The 19233-nt window shown below is 47.5% G+C and carries 19 protein-coding genes, 1 pseudogene and 2 riboswitches; of the genes and pseudogenes, 15 read left to right on the forward strand and 5 right to left on the reverse strand.

The genetic code is table 11. The annotated features are described in order from the left end of the window. Window positions 1-48: 48 nt before the first annotated feature. Window positions 49-774 (forward strand): annotated as a pseudogene (locus SB752_RS11010) (MFS transporter); the annotation flags it as partial. A 38-nt stretch (window positions 775-812) separates the two neighbouring features. On the opposite strand, the gene SB752_RS11015 reads toward SB752_RS11010, so the two are convergent. After that, window positions 813-2009 (reverse strand): MBL fold metallo-hydrolase, encoded by a 1197-nt coding sequence (locus SB752_RS11015; RefSeq protein ID WP_410715692.1) that lies wholly within the window; start codon window positions 2007-2009, stop codon window positions 813-815. 171 nt (window positions 2010-2180) lie between these two features. On the opposite strand from SB752_RS11015, the gene kynB reads away from it, so the two are divergent. Beyond that, window positions 2181-2798, forward strand: coding sequence for an arylformamidase (gene kynB / locus SB752_RS11020; RefSeq protein WP_410715693.1), 618 nt, complete (start codon window positions 2181-2183; stop codon window positions 2796-2798). Window positions 2799-2890: 92 nt separating this feature from the next. Here kynB and SB752_RS11025 read toward each other — a convergent pair whose 3' ends face one another. After that, the gene (locus SB752_RS11025) at window positions 2891-4093 is read right to left on the reverse strand and encodes a saccharopine dehydrogenase family protein (RefSeq protein ID WP_410715694.1); all 1203 of its coding nucleotides are present in this window, start codon (window positions 4091-4093) and stop codon (window positions 2891-2893) included. A 29-nt stretch (window positions 4094-4122) separates the two neighbouring features. Beyond that, a complete protein-coding gene (locus SB752_RS11030) occupies window positions 4123-4272 on the reverse strand; it encodes a hypothetical protein (protein ID WP_410715695.1) in 150 nt (49 codons plus the stop codon). A 194-nt stretch (window positions 4273-4466) separates the two neighbouring features. On the opposite strand from SB752_RS11030, the gene zwf reads away from it, so the two are divergent. The 4 genes from zwf to SB752_RS11050 are packed head-to-tail and all read left to right on the forward strand — an operon-like array spanning window position 4467 to window position 8527. Then, entirely contained in the window at window positions 4467-5957 is a 1491-nt protein-coding gene (gene zwf, locus SB752_RS11035; RefSeq protein ID WP_410715696.1) for a glucose-6-phosphate dehydrogenase, read from the forward strand. A gap of 24 nt (window positions 5958-5981) precedes the next feature. Then, on the forward strand, window positions 5982-6884 hold the full coding sequence (gene gnd / locus SB752_RS11040) for a phosphogluconate dehydrogenase (NAD(+)-dependent, decarboxylating) (protein ID WP_410715697.1): 903 nt from the start codon (window positions 5982-5984) through the stop codon (window positions 6882-6884). Window positions 6885-6899: 15 nt separating this feature from the next. After that, a complete protein-coding gene (locus SB752_RS11045; protein WP_410715698.1) occupies window positions 6900-7898 on the forward strand; it encodes a Gfo/Idh/MocA family protein in 999 nt (332 codons plus the stop codon). Continuing rightward, complete coding sequence (locus SB752_RS11050) at window positions 7895-8527, forward strand: cyclase family protein (RefSeq protein ID WP_410715699.1); 633 nt, start codon at window positions 7895-7897, stop codon at window positions 8525-8527. Before SB752_RS11045 ends, SB752_RS11050 begins: the two co-directional genes overlap by 4 nt. 71 nt (window positions 8528-8598) lie before the next feature. Here SB752_RS11050 and SB752_RS11055 read toward each other — a convergent pair whose 3' ends face one another. Continuing rightward, entirely contained in the window at window positions 8599-10026 is a 1428-nt protein-coding gene (locus SB752_RS11055) for an aminotransferase-like domain-containing protein (RefSeq protein ID WP_410715700.1), read from the reverse strand. A 112-nt stretch (window positions 10027-10138) separates the two neighbouring features. Between SB752_RS11055 and SB752_RS11060 the strand changes: the two genes are divergently transcribed. After that, entirely contained in the window at window positions 10139-11068 is a 930-nt protein-coding gene (locus SB752_RS11060) for a DMT family transporter (RefSeq protein ID WP_410715701.1), read from the forward strand. A gap of 73 nt (window positions 11069-11141) precedes the next feature. Here SB752_RS11060 and SB752_RS11065 read toward each other — a convergent pair whose 3' ends face one another. Then, window positions 11142-12044 (reverse strand): NAD-dependent epimerase/dehydratase family protein, encoded by a 903-nt coding sequence (locus SB752_RS11065; RefSeq protein WP_410715702.1) that lies wholly within the window; start codon window positions 12042-12044, stop codon window positions 11142-11144. A 146-nt stretch (window positions 12045-12190) separates the two neighbouring features. Here SB752_RS11065 and SB752_RS11070 point away from each other — a divergent pair, with 146 nt between their 5' ends. The 8 genes from SB752_RS11070 to SB752_RS11105 all read left to right on the forward strand — a co-directional run bounded on the left by SB752_RS11070 (window position 12191) and on the right by SB752_RS11105 (window position 19209). Further along, the gene (locus tag SB752_RS11070) at window positions 12191-12715 is read left to right on the forward strand and encodes a DinB family protein (RefSeq protein ID WP_410715703.1); all 525 of its coding nucleotides are present in this window, start codon (window positions 12191-12193) and stop codon (window positions 12713-12715) included. Window positions 12716-12857: 142 nt separating this feature from the next. Beyond that, a complete protein-coding gene (locus tag SB752_RS11075; protein ID WP_410715704.1) occupies window positions 12858-12983 on the forward strand; it encodes a hypothetical protein in 126 nt (41 codons plus the stop codon). Beyond that, window positions 12980-13237, forward strand: a complete 258-nt coding sequence (locus SB752_RS11080; protein ID WP_410715705.1) for a helix-turn-helix domain-containing protein — start codon at window positions 12980-12982, stop codon at window positions 13235-13237. The genes SB752_RS11075 and SB752_RS11080 overlap by 4 nt, the downstream gene beginning before the upstream one ends. A gap of 183 nt (window positions 13238-13420) precedes the next feature. Continuing rightward, window positions 13421-14347, forward strand: coding sequence for a DNA-3-methyladenine glycosylase family protein (locus SB752_RS11085; RefSeq protein ID WP_410715706.1), 927 nt, complete (start codon window positions 13421-13423; stop codon window positions 14345-14347). A 68-nt stretch (window positions 14348-14415) separates the two neighbouring features. Next, window positions 14416-14832: a methylated-DNA--[protein]-cysteine S-methyltransferase gene (locus tag SB752_RS11090; RefSeq protein ID WP_410715707.1), complete on the forward strand. Its 417-nt coding sequence runs from the start codon at window positions 14416-14418 to the stop codon at window positions 14830-14832. 31 nt (window positions 14833-14863) lie between these two features. Next, window positions 14864-15059: riboswitch (cobalamin riboswitch) on the forward strand. A 380-nt stretch (window positions 15060-15439) separates the two neighbouring features. Further along, window positions 15440-15631: riboswitch (cobalamin riboswitch) on the forward strand. A 161-nt stretch (window positions 15632-15792) separates the two neighbouring features. Further along, entirely contained in the window at window positions 15793-17421 is a 1629-nt protein-coding gene (locus SB752_RS11095) for an ABC transporter substrate-binding protein (protein WP_410715708.1), read from the forward strand. A gap of 1 nt (window position 17422) precedes the next feature. Further along, entirely contained in the window at window positions 17423-18364 is a 942-nt protein-coding gene (gene nikB / locus SB752_RS11100) for a nickel ABC transporter permease (RefSeq protein WP_410715709.1), read from the forward strand. Beyond that, window positions 18361-19209 (forward strand): ABC transporter permease, encoded by an 849-nt coding sequence (locus SB752_RS11105; protein WP_410715710.1) that lies wholly within the window; start codon window positions 18361-18363, stop codon window positions 19207-19209. The genes nikB and SB752_RS11105 overlap by 4 nt, the downstream gene beginning before the upstream one ends. Window positions 19210-19233: the final 24 nt, after the last annotated feature.

Consider the following 19233-nt stretch of genomic DNA (forward strand, 5'->3'; position numbering starts at 1 on the left):
GGATACGATACTAAAATCGTCTCCACTCTTTTTTGGGACAGATAGAAATTCGGGTCCATACTGGGGTATGCAGCAGAAGGCTTGGACATGCTTTTATTGGCTTTTGTACTCGTTTTTATTATCGATGAATTTGGTTTATCTCCTGTTCAAGCAGGAAATCTTACTCTTGTTACGACGATTGGTATTTTGATTGGTTCTTATCTATTTGGTTTTCTCGCGGATATTTACGGACGCATTCGCATTTTTACGTTAACGATTTTACTTTTTTCCATTGCTACAGCATTAACTTACTTCGCAACCGACTATGCGCATCTGATGATTCTTCGCTTTTTGGTTGGTCTTGGCGTCGGTGGTGAATTTGGAATCGGGATGGCGGTAGTAACGGAGACATGGTCTAAAAAGCAACGGGCCAAAGCGACTTCGGGTGTAGCACTCGGATGGCAGCTTGGCGTACTCGCTGCCTCGGTATTGCCAGCTATTATTGTTCCGACTTTTGGATGGCGCGCAGTCTTTCTGTTTGGACTATTGCCTGCAGTGTTTGGTATTCTCGCTGATAAAATCGGTCGCAAAAAGACGTTTTCGATTTACTACATCGGGGGAACGATCGCTTGTGTGCTGTACTTCTTTGTTTTTAAAGAGGAAGCGGTACTGCTGTGGGGCAGCGCACTCCTAGGGTTTTTTGTAAACGGAATGATGGGTGGTTTTGGAGCCGTGCTTGCGGAAAACTACCAGGCAGAGGCACGTTCCACAGCGGAAAACTTTATTTTTGGTACAGGCCCTTTACCCGGATTGTAATGGATAAGAAAGATCCTTCATCCATCGTACCCGTTGATGAAATAGCCGAGAAGCTGATCATCAGATTGTGTCCATGGGCGAGTGTATGTCTCAACTAAGTCAGCATGGATCGCAGTTTTATCCCCACGATGCAGCATGACAGCATGAGCTATTTGCTTCATGTCATTCATCTCTTGCTGGAATTGGGTCTTCGGCATCGGAACGCCGTGGGATTCTACATAGGTATCCGCTTCAAATGCTTCAATCTTGTCCATCAGCTCTAAAAATGCGGCAGGAGTATAGCTCCATTCACGAGCGTAAATATCGGGTGCCAAGCAATCACCGAGGAATAGCGTTTTCGCCTCTTTGACATACAAAACAATCGAGTCTTGTGCGTGGTCCCCACCTACGTGCTGCAAAATACAGGTGACCTGCCCCAAATCGATTTCCAGTCGATCCTCAAAAACTACGGTAGGCGGCACAATGGAAATTTCACTGCGGAGTGATCCAGGTAGCTCCTTTTTGATCATCTTTGCGCAAAAGGAAATCTCAATGCCTTCCTCAACACGCTGATCAAGCGCCTCATCTGTCCAGTCAATTCCAGCCAGCTTCTCCATCTCGTATTTCGTTTGTACATGTGCGATGGAAGGCAAATTCATGTAGCTCAATCCGAATATATGATCCCAGTGCCAATGAGTCAGTACCACCATTTCTGTACGTGGAAGGTCATATGTTGACAATCCCCTTAGAAACTGAGCTGCATGAGTGGGGGAGTTGCCAGCGTCCATAATAAGCGTGCGGTTCGTGCCTGATATGGCGGCCAGAATCGGGCGATCTGTATCGTGACTGGCAGGCAGATAGAGAATATGCTCATGTAGCCGAGTGATTTCCTGCTTTTCTCTAGTCTGCATTCCTTGATCGGGAAGTGGTGTGGAAGTTAAAAAAGTGTAATAATGTACTGGTTTTCCCAGCTGCTCGGCATACGCGATTTCTTTCGAAGTACTGCTCCCGATATAACCACCAACGTCAATGACTACGATTTCGTCGGCCATGTCGATTTTTTTCGCATGGATTTTTTCAAACAGTGCTTCCTGCTCTGAGGTAACAGCCATGCCCTCGCTTTGCTCGAAGAACCCTACGCTGAGCACGATGTTTCCTTGCAAGGTGAGAGTCGCTTCCATCTCACGAAATTGTTTCTTGAATCGGGTTGATCCACATAAAGTGATGACGCGCAATTAGGTTCGCTCCTATCCTAGGTTCAATGTATTACTTAGATCATTAGAGAAGCTTGTAGAAAAATCCTTCTCCTATCATTTCCGCTTATGGAATATTGACAGTCCTTTCAATATTCTATAGTCTGGAAATATTTAAACGAAAGATTCTGAACGAAACAAAAAGGAGGACGCATGAAACTCTACGATATTTCCCGCCCACTGAAACGAGGAATGCCGACCTGGCCAGGAGATACCCCATTTCAATATGAAGTAAGCTGGCCGAAGTCTGATAGTGGCTCTGTAAATGTAGGGAAGCTGACGATGAGCATCCACACAGGAACTCACGTAGATGCCCCGTTTCATTTCGACGACGATGGCAGAAAAATAACGGATCTCGATTTGAACTTATACGTAGGTCAAGCCAAGGTCATCGATGTAGCTGGCAAGATGAGCATTGGCGCAGATGATTTGGCCGATATTGATCTGACAGGCATTACGCGTCTGCTGATGCGCACGTCCTCCTGGCGTGACCACGACCAGTTTCCAGAAACCATTTGCTATCTGCGACCTGATCTTGCTCCCTTTCTCGCGGAAAAAGGAATTCGGTTGATTGGCGTAGATGTTCCTTCGGTAGACCCGCTGGATAGCAAAGAATTGCCAGCCCACCACGGATTACATCAGAACGATATTCACATTTTAGAGGGATTGTGGCTAGAGGATGTGGAGCCAGGAATCTACGAGCTGATCGCTCTCCCTTTGCAAATTGAAGAAGCAGACGGCAGTCCGGTACGAGCAGTTCTGCGCCGCTGAACCAGTTGTCCTGCTTGTGCGAAAGAAACAGCGAAAAACCGTCCATGCCGAGCAGGCGCGAACGGTTCTTCTTTCTATACTCAACTTACGATCTACTTGATTTGCAATAGCGGCGAGGTTTTTTCAATGACATCCCACGCCATACCCCGAGCTTTGAGTTTATCCAAAAAAGGGATAGGATCAATCAGCTCAGGAGGGATGCACCCTGTGGTGGTTATAAGCCCCTCCGCAATCATGTCCACAGCAACTACAGGTGGGATTCCTGTTTGCCAGATCGTCGCCTGGAATTCGGTTTTATAAAAAACCTCGTCATGATTCGCGATCGTGTAGACGTAAACTTCTTTTCGCTTGTCATCCTTCCTGCCCTTGACGAGTGCGCCGACGCTGGAGTATCCATGTATTTTCCCGGCGAGATCAACCGGCTTTGGCATCGACGTCACGACAACATCACGAGGGGAGACACGCACACCTTTGACATCAATCTCCTCGTCACTGTCTAGCCCCAAATAACGCAGCACTTTTAATGTGTTCACAAAATCGGGATGCAGCGCGTATTTGAAGTCAACGTATTTGCAGCCTTTGGCCCGGCCGATCGTCTCCCCCAATGTCGTAGCTTCTTCGTGCTCTACGTTATAGCAATCCAGCCAGCCAATCGGCTCTGGGAACTCAAACTCTTCCTTATTAGCAAAAGGGGAGGGGAAATATTGCTCCCCTTGGTCTGCAGTCCAATAGTTCGGTTTAGCCAGACATTCCTGGATCGCAGTCTGTGGACTGAAATAGGAGCAAAAGCCATCGTAGTCGGCAACCGAATTGTCGCCATCACGAATCAGAATGGCATCCACCTCGTCCAACTGGTCAACAGCGTAGCGGGCGGCAATATTGGAGAATCCTGGATCACATCCAAGCCCCATGATCCCGAGGATGCCGGCTGCGCGGAACTGATTATTCCAAGACAGCTGTTTCCGCAGCCATTGTGGACCGGATGAGGCGGTGTCAATATAATGTGTTTTTGTATTCAAGCAAGCCTTCATTACATCAAAATTGTTTTCGGGTAGCCCGATATGAAGCAGTAGATCGATGTCGCCGAGTATGGCTTGCACACTTGACACATCACGGGCATCCACCCGTTTTACCTGAATCTCCACATCTGTTTCCCTGCGCAGCTCTGCAGCCAGCTCCTCCGCAGGACCAATCGAAATATCGGCTAATACCAGCTTGGTTACATAACGAGATTTGATCAGTTCGCATGCACTTACTTGTCCGACTCCACCAACGCCTACGATTGCGACTCTCATAGAGTCCTCCTCCCTGATGGGCACATCGACTATCTTCGTATTCGGAACAGCCATTTTTCCAGAAACAATTCCTTGTGAGCAAGACGATCTGTCACAATCATCACTTTCGGGGCATCTGTCACCGTGCTGGCACCATGGCTGCTGTGCTCTGGAGGGCGTAATCTCAATTTCAATTTCATGGATACCTCCTTGGAAAAAAAGAATGGGTTTAGTATCTATGTATATGATTCTCCTCAGACGTCCCATGCGCAAAGAGCATATGAAAAACATGTAAATGATCTGCTTGATAATAGGCTCATTTTCTCTAATAATAACTGATGTATAGATCGAGCTGCGAAGAAAGCTATGCCAAGAAGGAAAAGGGAGAACATCGATGGAAGCAATGACGATTGTGCTGTTTGGTGCAACAGGTGACTTGGCAAAACGAAAAATATTCCCGGCCCTGTTCAATCTGTATGTCGATCATAAGCTGCCGGCCTCCTATTCGATCGTGGGGGTAGGCAGGAGAAGCTATGCGGATGCTGATTTTTTGCAAAGCGTAGAGCAATCTATCCGCGAGGTGGCACAGAGCAGGGAGATTCCTTCCGCTACAATCCAGACATTTTTGTCAGCGATTCGCTACATAGCAGTTGACGTGACGAAAAAAGAAGCTTATCAGGCATTACATGATCTCGTCACGTCGCGTGAACGGGAAAAGAGTCTTCCGCAAAATCGCTTATTTTATTTGTCTGTAGCTCCAGAGTTATTTGACGCAATTGCGATGAATATAAAAGCGAGCGGGCTTGGAGAAACGGAAGGCTGGAAAAGACTGATCATCGAGAAACCATTTGGGCATAATCTCCAATCAGCACAGGCTTTGAATAATAAGCTATGTGAGTCCTTTACAGAAGAAGAAATCTATCGAATCGATCACTATTTGGGAAAGCCGATGGTGCGCAATCTGGAAGCACTCGAATTTGCAAACCCCATTTTTCAAGCCATATGGAACAACCAATATATCGCTAACGTTCAAATCACTGCAAGCGAAACTGTCGGTGTAGAAGAAAGGGCCGGGTATTACGACCACGCTGGAGCGCTCCGAGACATGGTACAAAACCACATGCTGCAGCTACTCATGATGATCGCCATGCATTTGCAAAATCGCATAAATGCAAAGGAAATTCGCAAGGAAAAGCGAAAAGTGATGGAAGCGTTACGCCCGATGACAAAAGAGGAAGTAATGAGGAGCATCGTTCGCGGGCAGTATCGCGCAGGGGAGATTCATGGGCAGAATGTCGTTGGGTACAGGGACGAGCCTGGGGTAGGGACGTTTTCGATGACGGATACGTTTGTTGCTCTGCGGGTTTGGATTGACGACCCACTCTGGTCAGACGTTCCCTTTTATATACGTACAGGCAAACGGATGAAAGAAAAATTAACGAAAATCGTGATTGAGTTTAAAAATCCGCAGGACTACCCAGGGCAACAAGCAATGGCACCGAATCTACTCATTATCAGCATAGATCCTGAAGAAGGCATCTCTTTGCAGGTGAATCAGAATAATGCAGCCCACAACGGCAAGCTAGAGCCTGTCACCGTCGATTTTTCAGCAGATACAGACAGAGTCCCAGAAGCGTATGAGCTGTTACTCGATGATGCACTCCGAGGCGACTCGACCTATTTTGCACATTGGATGGAGGTCAAGCTTGCGTGGATGTGGGTAACGCCGATTTTGGAGGCATTTGCACAAAATCTGCTTCCCCTGCATTCTTATCCGGCGGGTTCTTATGGTCCACAGGAGTCCGCAGCGTTATTGCAAGAGCATGGGTTTTCGTGGTGGCAGGACGAGGAGCGCAAAGCTGAGCCGCTGGGTGCACTCTCATGATCAAAGAAAGTGAGGCGATGAGAAATGAAGGTCGGCTTAATCGGATTGGGTAAAATGGGATTGAATCTCGGACAAAACTTGCTGGAGCATCATCACCAGGTCATCGCATTCGATGTCAATGCGAACAATGTTGAACAGCTGGAGCGCTATGGAGCTGTTGGAGTAGCAAGTCTAGGCGGGCTGATAGAAGCATTGGAAGCGCCTAGGGTAGTCTGGGTGATGGTACCACATGAAGTGGTGGATAAGGTGCTAGAAGAAATCACGTCCTTGCTATGTGAGGGCGATATTGTTATTGAAGCAGGGAATTCTCACTACAAGGAGTCCATCCGTAGATACGAGCGGTTAAAAACGTTTGGAATTCGCTACATGGATGCGGGAACCTCAGGAGGTGTAGAAGGGGCACGTCACGGCGCATGCTATATGGTCGGGGGAGACAAGGAAGCATGGGAGCTGGTAGAGCCCCTTTTTCGGGATACGGCTGTAGAAAATGGATACTTGTATGCGGGCAAAGCTGGCAGCGGGCATTTTTTGAAGATGGTTCATAACGGGATTGAATACGGCATGATGGCTGCTATCGGAGAAGGCTTCGAGGTATTGGAAAAAAGTGAATTTGAATACGATTATGAGAAAGTGGCACAAGTATGGAATCACGGCTCAGTCATTCGTTCCTGGTTGATGGAGCTGACAGGACGTGCTTTTTCAAAGGATGCCACTCTCGAAGGCATCAAAGGAGTCATGCATTCATCAGGCGAAGGAAAATGGACGGTTGAAACCGCGTTGGACCTGCAGGTAGCAACACCTGTCATTTCTATGTCGCTGCTGATGCGCTATCGCTCCCAGGAGACAGATACCTTTACAGGCAAAGTGGTTGCTGCCTTGCGCAATGAGTTCGGGGGACATGCAGTCGAGAAAAATGAAAAAGCGTAAAGGGGAGTGGTCAGGATGCGATTTGGCGTCATCGGAACAAACTGGATCACCGAAGAGTTTATACGAGCAGGCCAGGAGGTAGAGGGCTTTTCGCTGGAGGCTGTTTATTCGCGTACGATCGATCGCGCCAAAGAATTCGCAGAAAAGTTTGACGCTCCGCATATCTTTACAGAAATAGAAGAGATGGCTGCAAGTAAGCAGATTGATGCCGTTTATATTGCCAGTCCCAATTCCTTTCACGCTGAGCAGGCGATTCAATGCATGAATCACGGGCTGCATGTGTTGTGCGAGAAACCGTTTGCCTCCAATACAGCCGAAGTGGAAGCGATGATTCTGGCAGCGCAAAAGAATGATGTCTTGCTCATGGAAGCAGTGAAATCAACGCTTGCGCCGAATTTTTTCGCCATACAGGAAAATCTGCACAAGCTGGGGAAAATCCGCCGCTACGTAGCGACCAACTGTCAATATTCATCACGCTATGATGCTTACAAGGAAGGGGCGGTTCATCGTGCTTTTGATCCGCTTTTTTCTAACGGAGCGCTGATGGACATCGGTATTTACTGTCTTTATCCATTGGTCGTATTGTTTGGCAAACCGACTGGAATCAAAGCCGAGGGGATTTTGCTCGAATCAGGAGTAGATGGGGAAGGAAGCATCCTGCTGAAGTATGCGGAGCATGATGCCGTGATCAGCTATTCCAAGATCACGACCTCCTACCTTCCCGCTGAAATACAGGGCGAGGAAGCTACCATGGTGATTGATAAAATCAATCATCCGCAAAAGGTGGAGATTCGTTATCGGGATGGACGAATCGAAGACGTAACGAGAGCGCAAACACCGAAAACGATGAATTATGAAATCAGAGAATTCATTCGCCTGTTCCAAGCAGGTAAGAAGGAATCAGCGACAAATTCTCACGCTGCCTCACGAGCTACGATGCAGATCATGGATGAAGCAAGAAGACAGATCGGACTTGTTTTTCCAGCAGACCAGCGGGGAGGAAATCAGGGATGAAAATGTACGATGTAACCGGGGCGATTTTTGAAGGGATGACCGTATACAAAAATAAGCCGAAAAAGCAGCCTAGCTTCAAAACTGTCACGACTGGCTACGTAACAGAATCGAGAATCGAGCTGGATGTTCATACGGGTACGCATGTAGATGCCCCTCTTCACATGGTGGCGAATGGAGAAACAATGGAGAGTATTCCGCTAGACAAACTGGTCGGAATGTGCAAGGTGCTGGACCTGACTCATCTGGAGGATCGAATCACACGGGCTGACCTGGAGCAGCTTGAGCTTCAGAAAAATGATTTCGTTTTGTTCAAAACAAGAAATTCGTTTGAAGAGGCGTTTTCCTTTACGTTCGTGTATTTGGCTGAAGACGGGGCGGATTATCTAGCGCAAATCGGAGTAAGAGGGATTGGGACCGATGCGCTGGGAATTGAGCGAAGTCAGGAAGGGCATCCCACGCACAAGAAGTTGTTCGCGGGTAATGTGATCGTTATGGAAGGATTGCGCCTGCAGGAAGTACCTCAAGGGAAGTATTTCATGGTTGCAGCTCCACTCAAGCTCATCGGGACTGACGCTGCTCCAGCAAGAGTGCTGTTATTCGAAGGTATTACCGTATCATCCATACAGTAATGGAAAAAACGAACCCAGTCCAAAGCACGCAATCGAAGTGCTTCGGACTGGGTTTTCTTTGTGTTTCAAACTTACTGGGGAATGGATATTTCTTTAGATACCTGGATGAGTCTTCTGATGCCTTCTCGCATTTGTTGATCATTCAAATAAGAATAGCTCATGCGTATCCAGGAAGTCAGTTCTCGGTGCGGATCACAAATGGAACCAGGGACGAAGGTAATGGATTGTTCGATGGACCTCTTGAGAAATAGATCCATCGGAGTTGATTCGGACAGCTTGATCCATAAATTAAAGCCACCGGTCGGGCTGGACCATTCCCAGCCAGTACCCGACAGCTCTTCCTCCATGATCTCCTTGCGTATGGCGAGAGCAGTCCGTAGCTTCGCCAAATGCTGCTGCATCCGTTCGGAAAAGAAGTAATGTAAAAAAATCTTTTGATTAAGTAATGGCGCTCCACTGTCTGATAATGATTTTGCCCGGATGAGATAATCCATATAAGCGTGGCGACAAGCTACCACTGCGATGCTCAGACCGGGGGCTACGTATTTGCTGAAGCTGCGTATATAAATGACGTATCCTGCTGTGTCATAGGTAAAAAACGGAGGAGGCGGCTCCTTTTCAAAATACATATCGCGTCCAGGGTCATCCTCTATCAACAGACAATGATACTTTTCGGCTAGCTCCACCAATCTCTTCCGCTGCTCTGCCGGGACAACATAGCCCGTAGGATTGTGAAAGGTAGGATTAAGGTAAAAAAGTCGCGGCTTATATTGCTGCATGAATTGTTCTACCTGCTCCAAATCATAGCCAGATGGATGAATCTCGACCGCGATGGTGGTAGCGCCTTGGCGCCTGAATACATCGATGGCGGGACTATAAGTAGGTCTTTCCAGCAGGACCACATCTCTATTTTTAATCAAGACTCTTGCAAGCAAATCGATCGCTTCCTGTGAGCCGGATGTAATCAATAGCTCGCTGGGGGAGAGGAAGAAGCAATTGCGAGTGGTAAAGTAGCGGCAAAGTGCCTCGCGCAGCTCCAGATCTCCCTGTGTAGTAGAATAAGTACCCAGCACTTTTGGATACAAATCAAATACTTTTTTGACATACTCTGAGAAATATAGATTAGGCAGAAGGTTAGGATCGAGCAAAGCTTTGGAAAACTGATATGTCGCCTCTACTTGATGAATTTCAGAGAGATGGCTTTTGTGCACGTAGGCAGAAACGATGGGATCATTTGACGAAGCCGCTTGCAGTATACTGTTTGGCAAAACGTAATAGCCAGATTTATCTTTAACAGAAACATGTTGATTTTGCTTGAGTAATTGATAGGCTTTGAAAACAGTGAGCCGATGTACGTTCAATTCGGTGGCTAACGCTCGCACGGAGGGAAGCTTATCGTTTGCTTGCCATTCTCCGCGCCGAATTCGTTCGAGTAAGTAATCATAGACCTGCTCGAATAGCTTATCTGAAAGAGCGCCGGAAGATACCTCTCTTTTCATTTATGTCCCCCTCCTTTCCCCTAGTATAACTGACTCCATTTGCAATCTGTTCTGTTATATTTAATCTGTTCTATTCCTCCCCGTTTATGATGGTCAAAAGGAGGAGTAGGAAATGATACTGTTCAATTACATCGTGATGTGTGTAATCTTCGGGACCACTTTTTTGGCAATCAAGGTAGGGATTGATGCAGGGGCACCGCCTTTTTTCTCAGCGGGCATTCGTTTTTTCCTTGCAGGTGTGATTCTTTTTTCCATCATGGTGTGGAAAAGAAAAGCTAGCATATCGCTGCTATTTAAAAAGGAGATGTTTCTAACTGGCTTTGCTTTGACGTTCGGGGTTTTTGCGACTTTGTATTGGGCAGAACAGTATTTGAGCTCAGGTATCGCCGCGGTGTTATCAGCAACAGCACCACTCATGATATTGCTGCTTCAAACCACGATTACTAGGCAAAGTCTTCCCGCTGTAGCCTGGATCGGCTGCTTGGTAGGGTTTGCGGGTGTGCTTTTGATGCTGTTGCCTGGGCTTACCGTCACATTCAGTACAGTCTGGCTGCTTGGATGTGTCGTTGTGCTTTTTGGCCAAGTTTTTTATTCCGCTGGTACTGTATATTCACGTCGTGTAATTCAGCGATTTCAAGATAGTTCGCCCATTGCTTTGAACGCAGCCCAGATGATGTACGGTGGAACGCTGCTGCTTATTTTGTCACTGTTTACAGAGAATGTGGGCGTCCAGTCGATGGTTACGCCAGCTGCAATCGTCTCCCTGTTTTATTTAATCATCGTTGGCTCGATGATGGGACATACGATCTTCTACTGGCTCGTAGCGAAAACGAATCCTGTTTTCCCTGCAACGTGGCTCTACATCTCTCCATTAATTGCTCTTACCCTGGGAGTCATTTTGTATCATGAGCCATTATCAATACTGTCATTAGCAGGCGGAATCACTATTATAGGCGGAATTATTTTGATCAACATAAATAGCTTGAAGCAGTTGCTGGAAAAAAGGCCAAGTATGTTGGGGAAAGCAAGCCATCACCGGTGAAAAAGGAAGAGGGAAGTCTATGAAGGAAAGGGAAACCCCGCCTCATAAAAAGAGAGACGGGGTGACCTCGTTCTTACTGGGTTTGATCTAAATAATAATCAATGCATTCATCAAGCGCTGTGTTCATGTCCTTAAAGGAGAAGCCGGCGGCAATTGCTTTTGTCATCAGCATGGAGAGAGAACCGCCAACATCATAGGGAGAGCGAGATTGGGGATCGTTCGGCTCTACGATGGTAGTGCTTTTGCTGGCATGTGCAGCCTCACCCATGCGATCGAGCAGCTCCTGTCCGGACAAATCACCTGATGATCCCGCATTGTACGGTCCAACCAGCTTTTCTTTTGCAGCAAAATGCAAGAAACGGCCAGCATCCTCAGAAGTAATGAAGCTGAGGCGATCCTCGGGATTGGAGTGTCCGATTGGTTCTCCGTTCATGACCCGGCGTACATGGAACTGAAAGCGGCCTGTATAGTCATCTGGCCCGATAACGAGGGGAAAGCGGACAGCTGTAGCGGAAAACGGTGCTGCTTGGAACAGAACAGCCTCTGCCTGGCGTTTTGCTTCGCGATATCCTGACATACCTGTGTAATCTTTGCGTGAGCGCAGCAGGATTGGATAAGTATATGGATCATAATCCGTTTCCAGCTTATTTACCCCGTAGTCGTATACCGCCATCGTAGAAGTGAAAACATAGTGCCCGACTCTGCCACTGAGCACCTCGATTACATCCGCAACCTCAATTGGAGAATAGCACGTCTGGTCAAAAACGAAGTCCCAGACTGTATCAGTTGAAGCAAAGGCAGCTTGCAAAGTTCGTTTGTCTTCGCGGTCAAGCTGAAGTCGATGAACCTGCTCACCAAAGGAGTCGGGCGTTTTTCCACGCGTCGCAATCGTCACTTCATAATCCGTATCCAGTAAATTTTGTACCAGTCGTTTTCCGAAAAATTGTGTACCGCCAAGCACCAGTGCTTTCTTCATGACGAGCGCACCTTTCCGATCAAAATATTTTTATTAAAAGACTCCCTTTATCATAATTAAATTATTTAGACTTTTCAACCTATATAGATGATTCTTTCGCCTGAAATGGTATAATCTTGTAGTACAAAACCAAGGAGGATGACAACATGCTCAGTAGACCTACTGCCGATGAACACGGAAGCTATTATTCGCTTTATATTGACAAAGTACCAGAGGGCGATTTGTTTTCGATCCTAATAGAGCAAATGAAAGATACTGTCGCCCTGTTATCCTCCCTTGTCGATGCGCAGGTGGATTATCGCTATTCCCCAGGCAAATGGTCAGTTAAAGAAGTTTTGGGGCATATCAGTGAAACGGAGCGGATCATGTGCTATCGCTTACTGCGTGTCGCTCGAGGTGACCAAACGCCTTTGGCTGGTTTTGACGAAGAAGCCTTCGTACAAAAAGGTTGTTTTCATGCGCGCGGCATGACTGATTTGCTGGAAGAGTTCACATCCGTGCGCCAAGCCACGCTTACCTTGCTACGCGGTGTGCCAGAGGAGGCATGGACGCGAACTGGAAATGTCAATAACGGCGTGCTGTCTGCCAGAGCCTTGGCCTACGTCCTCACAGGTCACGAAAAGCATCATGTCCAAGTGCTGAAAGAGAGATATTTGTCTGCACAGACATAAACGAAAAAACGAAAATACTCGCAAGCCGCCTTGTTACAAGGTGGTTTTTTCAGATTGGTAGACTATAATAGCAAGAATGAAGATGAATCTGTGCCCGATCCTTGGTAAAGTGGGAGACAAAACAGGACGGGAGGGAAAGAGAATGGAGCAGATCCAGCTGACCTTTGATGAAAAATGGAAGATCATTCTTGCATGTGACCGTGCATACGATGACGTATTCCTCACGGCGGTAGATATCAGCCTGATTCGAATCAGACTCCGCAGATGAGTGTAGTCCAAAGCGTGAAGACATTTTTGATTGACTCCTACAAGCAAAAAGTTGTTCTTGATGACATTGCTAAGCATGTGGGCATGAGCGCCTTTTACCTGGATCGATTGTTTAAGCAGCATACATCAGTAACGCCTCGCTCGTATCTAGAAAAAATTCGAGTAGATAAAGCGGCTCATCTGATTCATACAACCCGCTTATCGAATTTGGAAATAGGCTATGAGGTAGGATTTCAGAGTCCATCTCACTTTTAACGTATAGAAATTTATAAGCGTGACGCTTATGAATTCCGGAGCGCATGAAAACTTTCCGCTAAACGCGGTCGCTCCTCATTGAGGAAGCCTCGATAGGGGTTTTCTTATCAGGCATTTCGCAAAGGAAAGCGGTGCTCCCTGGGAGAATATCGCAAAAAGGCAAAGTAGGAAGGAGGCAAGCTGATGCCTGTGTCAACGATGGAAATAGCAGTACCCGATTGTTTTTCATTCTTTGAATGCTTGAGCTTTTTGGGTAGATCCGACCTGGAAGTATTGCATCGTATTGAGAATGGCTGCTTGTATAAAGCATTGATGGTGCAGGGGGAAGCTATGTTGCTCAAGATAAGCGCAGCTACGCCCAAAAGTCCCCGAACGATCCAGATGCTGCGAATTGAATTTCTCGTTGGGACACCTTCCGATGAGATACGCAGCGAAGTGATGATCTACCTGGATCTATTATTTGATTGGAAGCGTGATTTGACGCCTTTTTATGAACAGGTAAAGCAGGATGAGATTATGCGGCCGCTTGTAGAACGATACTACGGCTTGCGGATTGTTGGCATCCCGGATTTGTTCGAAGCACTGACGTGGGCGATCATTGGTCAGCAAATTACGCTCAGTTTTGCCTATACGATGAAAAAACGCTTCGTCGAGCAGTTTGGCGAGAAGGTGATGTACGCAGGAGAAGCGAGTTGGCTCTACCCAACGTTTCAAACTGTAGCTTCCCTGCAAGTAGATGACTTGCGAGCACTTCAATTTACCACTAGAAAAGCGGAGTACGTGATTGGAGTCGCTCAAAAAATGGCGTCAGCCGAACTGAGAAAAGAAAAGCTGCTTACCATGCAAGAGCCAGGGCAGATGCATGCAGCCCTCACTTCAATTCGAGGTGTGGGGGCGTGGACAGCCGACTACGTCATGATGAAATGCTTGCAGCAAGCGTCTGCTTTTCCAATTGCCGATGTAGGCTTGCATAACGCGCTGAAAATCCAGCTTGGCTGGCAGGAAAAACCGTCGCTGGCACAAATCAGGCAGATGGCCCTGAAATGGAAGGGCTGGGAAGCATACGCTACGTTTTATTTATGGAGGTCACTGTATGACGACATTTTATAAGCTGGACTACCCATCGCCAATCGGGGTGCTGGAAGATCATCGGGACAAAAGAGGCCATTCGCTCGATCATGTTTGCAGAAAGAGAAGAGCCCCTACCTGCAGAGCACAAGGAGGAGCTACCGCAAGTATTATGGGACTGCTACCAGCAACTTGATGAATATTTCAAGGGGACACGAAGCGCATTTTCATTTCCGATCTACATGACTGGGACAAGCTTTCAAAAAAGCATTTGGAATATTTTAGAGACGATACCGTATGGAGTGACAACCTCGTATTCAGCGATTGCCCACACCGTCGGCAATGAAAAAGCTGTGCGAGCAGTAGGCAATGCGAATGGAAAAAATCGCTTGAGCATCGTCATTCCTTGTCATCGGATCATCGGGGCAAATGGCAGCCTAACTGGCTATGCGAGTGGATTGTGGAGAAAGGAATGGCTTTTGCAGCACGAAAAAACATATGCCGCTCCCCAAAACCACCGAAAGTAAGATAAAATGAATCTACTGGACAAGGTTGAAAACTACATAACTGGGAACAGGTTCCTTGGGAGGTATAAAAACCAAGGATAATAGGGAAGCTCGGTGAAAATCCGACACGGTCCCGCCACTGTAAGAGGGGAGTCAGTCACAAATGCCACTGATCCGATATGGATTGGGAAGGTAGCGACTGATGATGATCCCTAAGTCAGGAGACCTGCCTGTTTCGACAACACTGATCGACCTACGGTAGATAGGGAGGTGTTAGAAACCGGCTTGCATAGTAGCAGATGTTTTCTTTTCTGCTTTTCTCTGGCATTTCTAACGTTCGATTCGATCGTGAGAAGTGTCTTTTTGCGTTGGGCTAAAACGATAAGGCAAGGAAATAATGAGAGGACAAGTACAAACAGATCGGGGGGTAATCATGAACGAGCTGTTCATTTGTCAATGGTGTGGCTATGTAGAAGAAATCGTCATTTCGGATGAGAGTGCCCCAGGTTTGCTCCAATGCTCGTGTTGTAGCAAGGAGGAGGTAGAAAGTTTATTTGCGGAGTAAACACAGGAAAATCATTTCAAATATGTGAAAATTATGCTAGTATTGTCTGCTAAAGCAGCTGAATTGAATAAGGTGGAAACAGGTGCTCTACGTCAGATGACGGAGCTTAATAGGGAAGCTCGGTGAAAAACCGACACGGTCCCGCCACTGTAACAGATGAATCAAGTGCAAAAAGCCACTGATCACTTCGGTTGGGAAGGTGCTACTTGATGGTGATTCTGGAGTCAGGAGACCTGCCTGTTTTGACGACACTGATTTAACCTACGGAGAATGGGGAGGTGTTAAAGACGGCCGTGTTTGGATTGTATATAAAACATAGGGGCATCTTTTCCTTGCATTCATAAAAAGGGAGGGATGTTTTTTTATTTGCTACCGTGAGTTTTTGATGATGGTAAACAGGAAAGAGAGGAAAAAGCATGCTGCACACAAAAAATCGACAGAAGATACAAACGATTGGGTTATGGCTGTTATCACTTTGCCTCGTCTTCACATTAATCGGATGCGGAGCAGCTCCTGAGCAGGCAACGTCAGAACCAGCTGCATCACAAAAAGCGAATGAAGCAGCATCAGATGCAATCGAAATCAATCCAGAAGAAGTGGTTCTTGCAGCCCCGCGCGATTTGGCTCCAGGGGCACAGGACGCGTACTATACAAGCACCATTCTATATGTATGGGAACCCCTATTGACAGCTGGAGAGAACGGAGAACCGGCACCAAAGCTTGCGAAAAGCTGGCAGATGTCAGATGACGGCAAAGAGTGGACTTTCACCCTGCAAGAGAACGTTCTTTTTCATGACGGAGAAAAGCTGAATGCGGATGCGGTTATCGCTAACTTTAAACGCTATGAGCAGGTCAGCCCGAAAAGCTCTCCCTTTTACACGCTGGATAGCAAAAAATCGTACCCGGGCTTAAAGGAAATCGTCAAGGTGGACGAGCATTCGTTCACGCTCAAATTCGAAAATCCGCAGCCTACACTGCTCTATGCGATGGTAAATTTCTCAAGTCCCATCTACAGCCCGAAAAATTTTGATGAAAAAGGGGATTTTAACGGTCTGCCTCAAGGCACTGGCCCCTTCAAGCTGGTTGCCCATGAAAAGGATCAGTATGCGCTGCTAGAGGCATTCGATGGGTATTACGGCGAAAAAGCGAAGAGCAAAAAGATTCGCGTGCGCGTCATTCCTGATCCAGATACAAGACTTTCGGCATTGAAATCTGGTGAGGTCATGGGTGTGATGGATTTGGGAGCAATCCCGCCGTCTCTCGCAAAGGAACTGCTAAAGGATGATCGCTTCGAGATTTCTACTGCCAAATCGACAATCTCGCATTACTTGCATCCGAACGGCAAAAAAGCTCCACTCAACAATCCTGCCATGCGAAAAGCAGTCAGTATGCTGATCGACCGAGAGCAATTGGTACAGGAGCTGTATTTGGGCTACCCGACTGCTACAGCAAACCTTCTCAATGCGACCTCGCCGTTTTACAAGGATTTTCCGATCGCGCATAACGTAGATGAAGCCAAAAAGCTGGCAGCAGAAGCACTCGGCGGCAAGCGCGAGAAAATTGATTTGATTGTGCCAACCTACGGGCTGAATCGCTACCCATACAAAGCACAGGCAGAATGGCTCCAGGCGGTCCTGTCCGAGCTGAATCTCGAAGTGGAAATTCGAATTTTGGATGGGGCGGCATTCAAAGACGCACAGGCAAAGGGTGAGTACCACCTTGCACTGGCTACCCAAGGCTTGCCAAACGCCGATCCGTATACGATCTTTACCAACTATATCGCCAGCGATGGTTCGAGCAACAAGAGCTACAGTCTCGGCTACAAAAGTGAGCGGGTAGATGCTCTCTTGGGACAAGCAAAGAACACGCTTGCGATGGATGAGCGAAGAAAGCTTTATGATGAGCTTCAAGCGATTTCCGTTGAAGAGCTGCCTACGATTCCACTGTTTAACGATGCGAGTCTGATCGCCTACAACAAAAAAATTAAAGGCTATCAAGCGACCATCTACGGAACGACACTCCCGCAGCTAGAGTGGGCGAAGTAATATGCTGTATGTGGTTCGCCGATTGGCTGCGACTATTCCTATCTTGATCGGGATATCCTTGCTTGCCTTTCTTCTTAGCGTCATTTCGCCGGGAGATCCTGCAGTGGAAGCACTTAGCATGAGTGGAATCAGCGAACCGACTGAGCAAGAAATCGAGAAAAAGCGTGAAGAGTTGGGATTGAATGAATCGCTTCCTGTTCAATATGGGACGTGGCTCGTTAAAGCCGTTCAAGGCGACTTGGGCGTGTCCTATATGACAAAGGAGTCGGTGAGCGGTGAGATCATGCGTCGCTTGCCTGTCACGCTCTGGATCTCCCTTTTGGCGGTTCTGTTTGCTGTAGGCTTGGGAGTTCCGCTTGGGATGCTCATGGCACTGAAAAAAAACTCGTGGCTGGATCAAGCAGGGCGGTTCCTTTCACTTTTACTCGTTTCGATCCCTGGTTTTTGGCTGGCGATCTCACTCATTACCGTGTTTTCAGAACAACTGGGGTGGCTTCCAACAAGCGGGTACGGGACTTGGCAGCATCTCGTCATGCCTGCCCTGGTCCTAGCTTGCGGCACATGCGCCATTTTGATGCGTTTGACACGAGCGGCGCTGATGGAGGCACTGAATCAGAACTACATTTTGACTGCACGGGCAAAAGGATTACGGGAGCCAAGCATCCTCTCATTTCACGCCTTGCGCAACTCACTGATCCCTCTCATCACCGTTATTGGGACCTATTTTGGTTCGATATTAGGAGGCTCGGTTATTGTGGAAGTGATTTTTGCATTGCCGGGTATCGGCATGTTTGCCATGGATGGCATCTTCCGCAGAGATTACCCTGTCATTTCGGGCTACGTTGTTTTTACAGGTCTGGTTTATGTGGTGTTTAATCTGCTTGTCGATCTATCCTATGCCTGGATCAATCCGCAAGTAAAGCTGGGAGTGAAGCTGAAATGATCCGACTTCGATTCTTCCTTCACTCTCTGGGCCCCATTGGGGTCATAGCCATCGTGATTCTGATCGTGCTACTCGGCAGCAGCTTGCTGGCACCGTGGCTCGCTCCCTACGATCCGAACCAAATACGGATGTCGGACAGACTGGCGCCGATTTCAAGCGAGCATTGGCTGGGGACAGATACATTGGGACGAGATGTACTCAGCCGAGTGCTGTACGGGGGAAGAGTCTCGATCATGCTCGCTCTTGCTGTAACTGCCGCAACGATGCTGATTGGCCTTATTATCGGTACTCTAGCGGGTTATTTTGGAGGCTGGCTGGATGATGTCACACAAACAGGTATTCATATTTTTCAAGGCTTGCCCGGACTCAGCTTCATGATTGCCATCGGAGGGACGCTCGGACCCGGTGTGGAGAGCATGTTCATCGCATTGGTGGTCACTTCCTGGGCGGACTTTTCCCGAGTCGTCCGTGGCGAGGTCATGAAAATACGGGAGGAGTCCTACATAGAGGGCATTCGGGCGATCGGAGGCAATCACATGTATACGCTGATCAGGTACGTGATTCCAAATATGATCGGACCGATTATCGTCCTGTTCACAGTGCGTATCGGGCGAGTTATTTTATCGATTGCTTCACTAAGCTTTCTTGGACTTGGCTTGCAACCGCCGACACCTGACTGGGGCGTTATGGTGAACGATGCCAGGCCGTTTTTTCGCAGCTATTTTCACCTGATCCTTGCTCCTGGTCTATGCATAGCCTTGATTTCGTTTGCGATTAACTGTATCGGTGATGCCCTGCGTGATGCACTTGATACAAAAACAGAAAAAGCGGGCTGGTTATCGTGAAGAGGATGGAGAAGGGGGTGCCGT

Origin of the sequence: Brevibacillus sp. SIMBA_040 (genome assembly GCF_046535075.1) — a bacterium.
In the GTDB taxonomy this organism is placed as follows: Bacteria; Bacillota; Bacilli; order Brevibacillales; family Brevibacillaceae; genus Brevibacillus.

Bases quoted from the DNA above. Each gene is read 5' to 3' on its own strand.
- kynB (WP_410715693.1), top strand. From the start codon at position 2,181: ATGAAACTCTACGATATTTCCCGCCCACTGAAACGAGGAATGCCGACC.
- SB752_RS11025 (WP_410715694.1), bottom strand. From the start codon at position 4,093: ATGAGAGTCGCAATCGTAGGCGTTGGTGGAGTCGGACAAGTAAGTGCA.
- SB752_RS11030 (WP_410715695.1), bottom strand. From the start codon at position 4,272: ATGAAATTGAAATTGAGATTACGCCCTCCAGAGCACAGCAGCCATGGT.
- zwf (WP_410715696.1), top strand. From the start codon at position 4,467: ATGGAAGCAATGACGATTGTGCTGTTTGGTGCAACAGGTGACTTGGCA.
- gnd (WP_410715697.1), top strand. From the start codon at position 5,982: ATGAAGGTCGGCTTAATCGGATTGGGTAAAATGGGATTGAATCTCGGA.
- SB752_RS11045 (WP_410715698.1), top strand. From the start codon at position 6,900: ATGCGATTTGGCGTCATCGGAACAAACTGGATCACCGAAGAGTTTATA.
- SB752_RS11050 (WP_410715699.1), top strand. From the start codon at position 7,895: ATGAAAATGTACGATGTAACCGGGGCGATTTTTGAAGGGATGACCGTA.
- SB752_RS11055 (WP_410715700.1), bottom strand. From the start codon at position 10,026: ATGAAAAGAGAGGTATCTTCCGGCGCTCTTTCAGATAAGCTATTCGAG.
- SB752_RS11060 (WP_410715701.1), top strand. From the start codon at position 10,139: ATGATACTGTTCAATTACATCGTGATGTGTGTAATCTTCGGGACCACT.
- SB752_RS11065 (WP_410715702.1), bottom strand. From the start codon at position 12,044: ATGAAGAAAGCACTGGTGCTTGGCGGTACACAATTTTTCGGAAAACGA.
- SB752_RS11070 (WP_410715703.1), top strand. From the start codon at position 12,191: ATGCTCAGTAGACCTACTGCCGATGAACACGGAAGCTATTATTCGCTT.
- SB752_RS11075 (WP_410715704.1), top strand. From the start codon at position 12,858: ATGGAGCAGATCCAGCTGACCTTTGATGAAAAATGGAAGATCATTCTT.
- SB752_RS11080 (WP_410715705.1), top strand. From the start codon at position 12,980: ATGAGTGTAGTCCAAAGCGTGAAGACATTTTTGATTGACTCCTACAAG.
- SB752_RS11085 (WP_410715706.1), top strand. From the start codon at position 13,421: ATGCCTGTGTCAACGATGGAAATAGCAGTACCCGATTGTTTTTCATTC.
- SB752_RS11090 (WP_410715707.1), top strand. From the start codon at position 14,416: ATGTTTGCAGAAAGAGAAGAGCCCCTACCTGCAGAGCACAAGGAGGAG.
- SB752_RS11095 (WP_410715708.1), top strand. From the start codon at position 15,793: ATGCTGCACACAAAAAATCGACAGAAGATACAAACGATTGGGTTATGG.
- nikB (WP_410715709.1), top strand. From the start codon at position 17,423: ATGCTGTATGTGGTTCGCCGATTGGCTGCGACTATTCCTATCTTGATC.
- SB752_RS11105 (WP_410715710.1), top strand. From the start codon at position 18,361: ATGATCCGACTTCGATTCTTCCTTCACTCTCTGGGCCCCATTGGGGTC.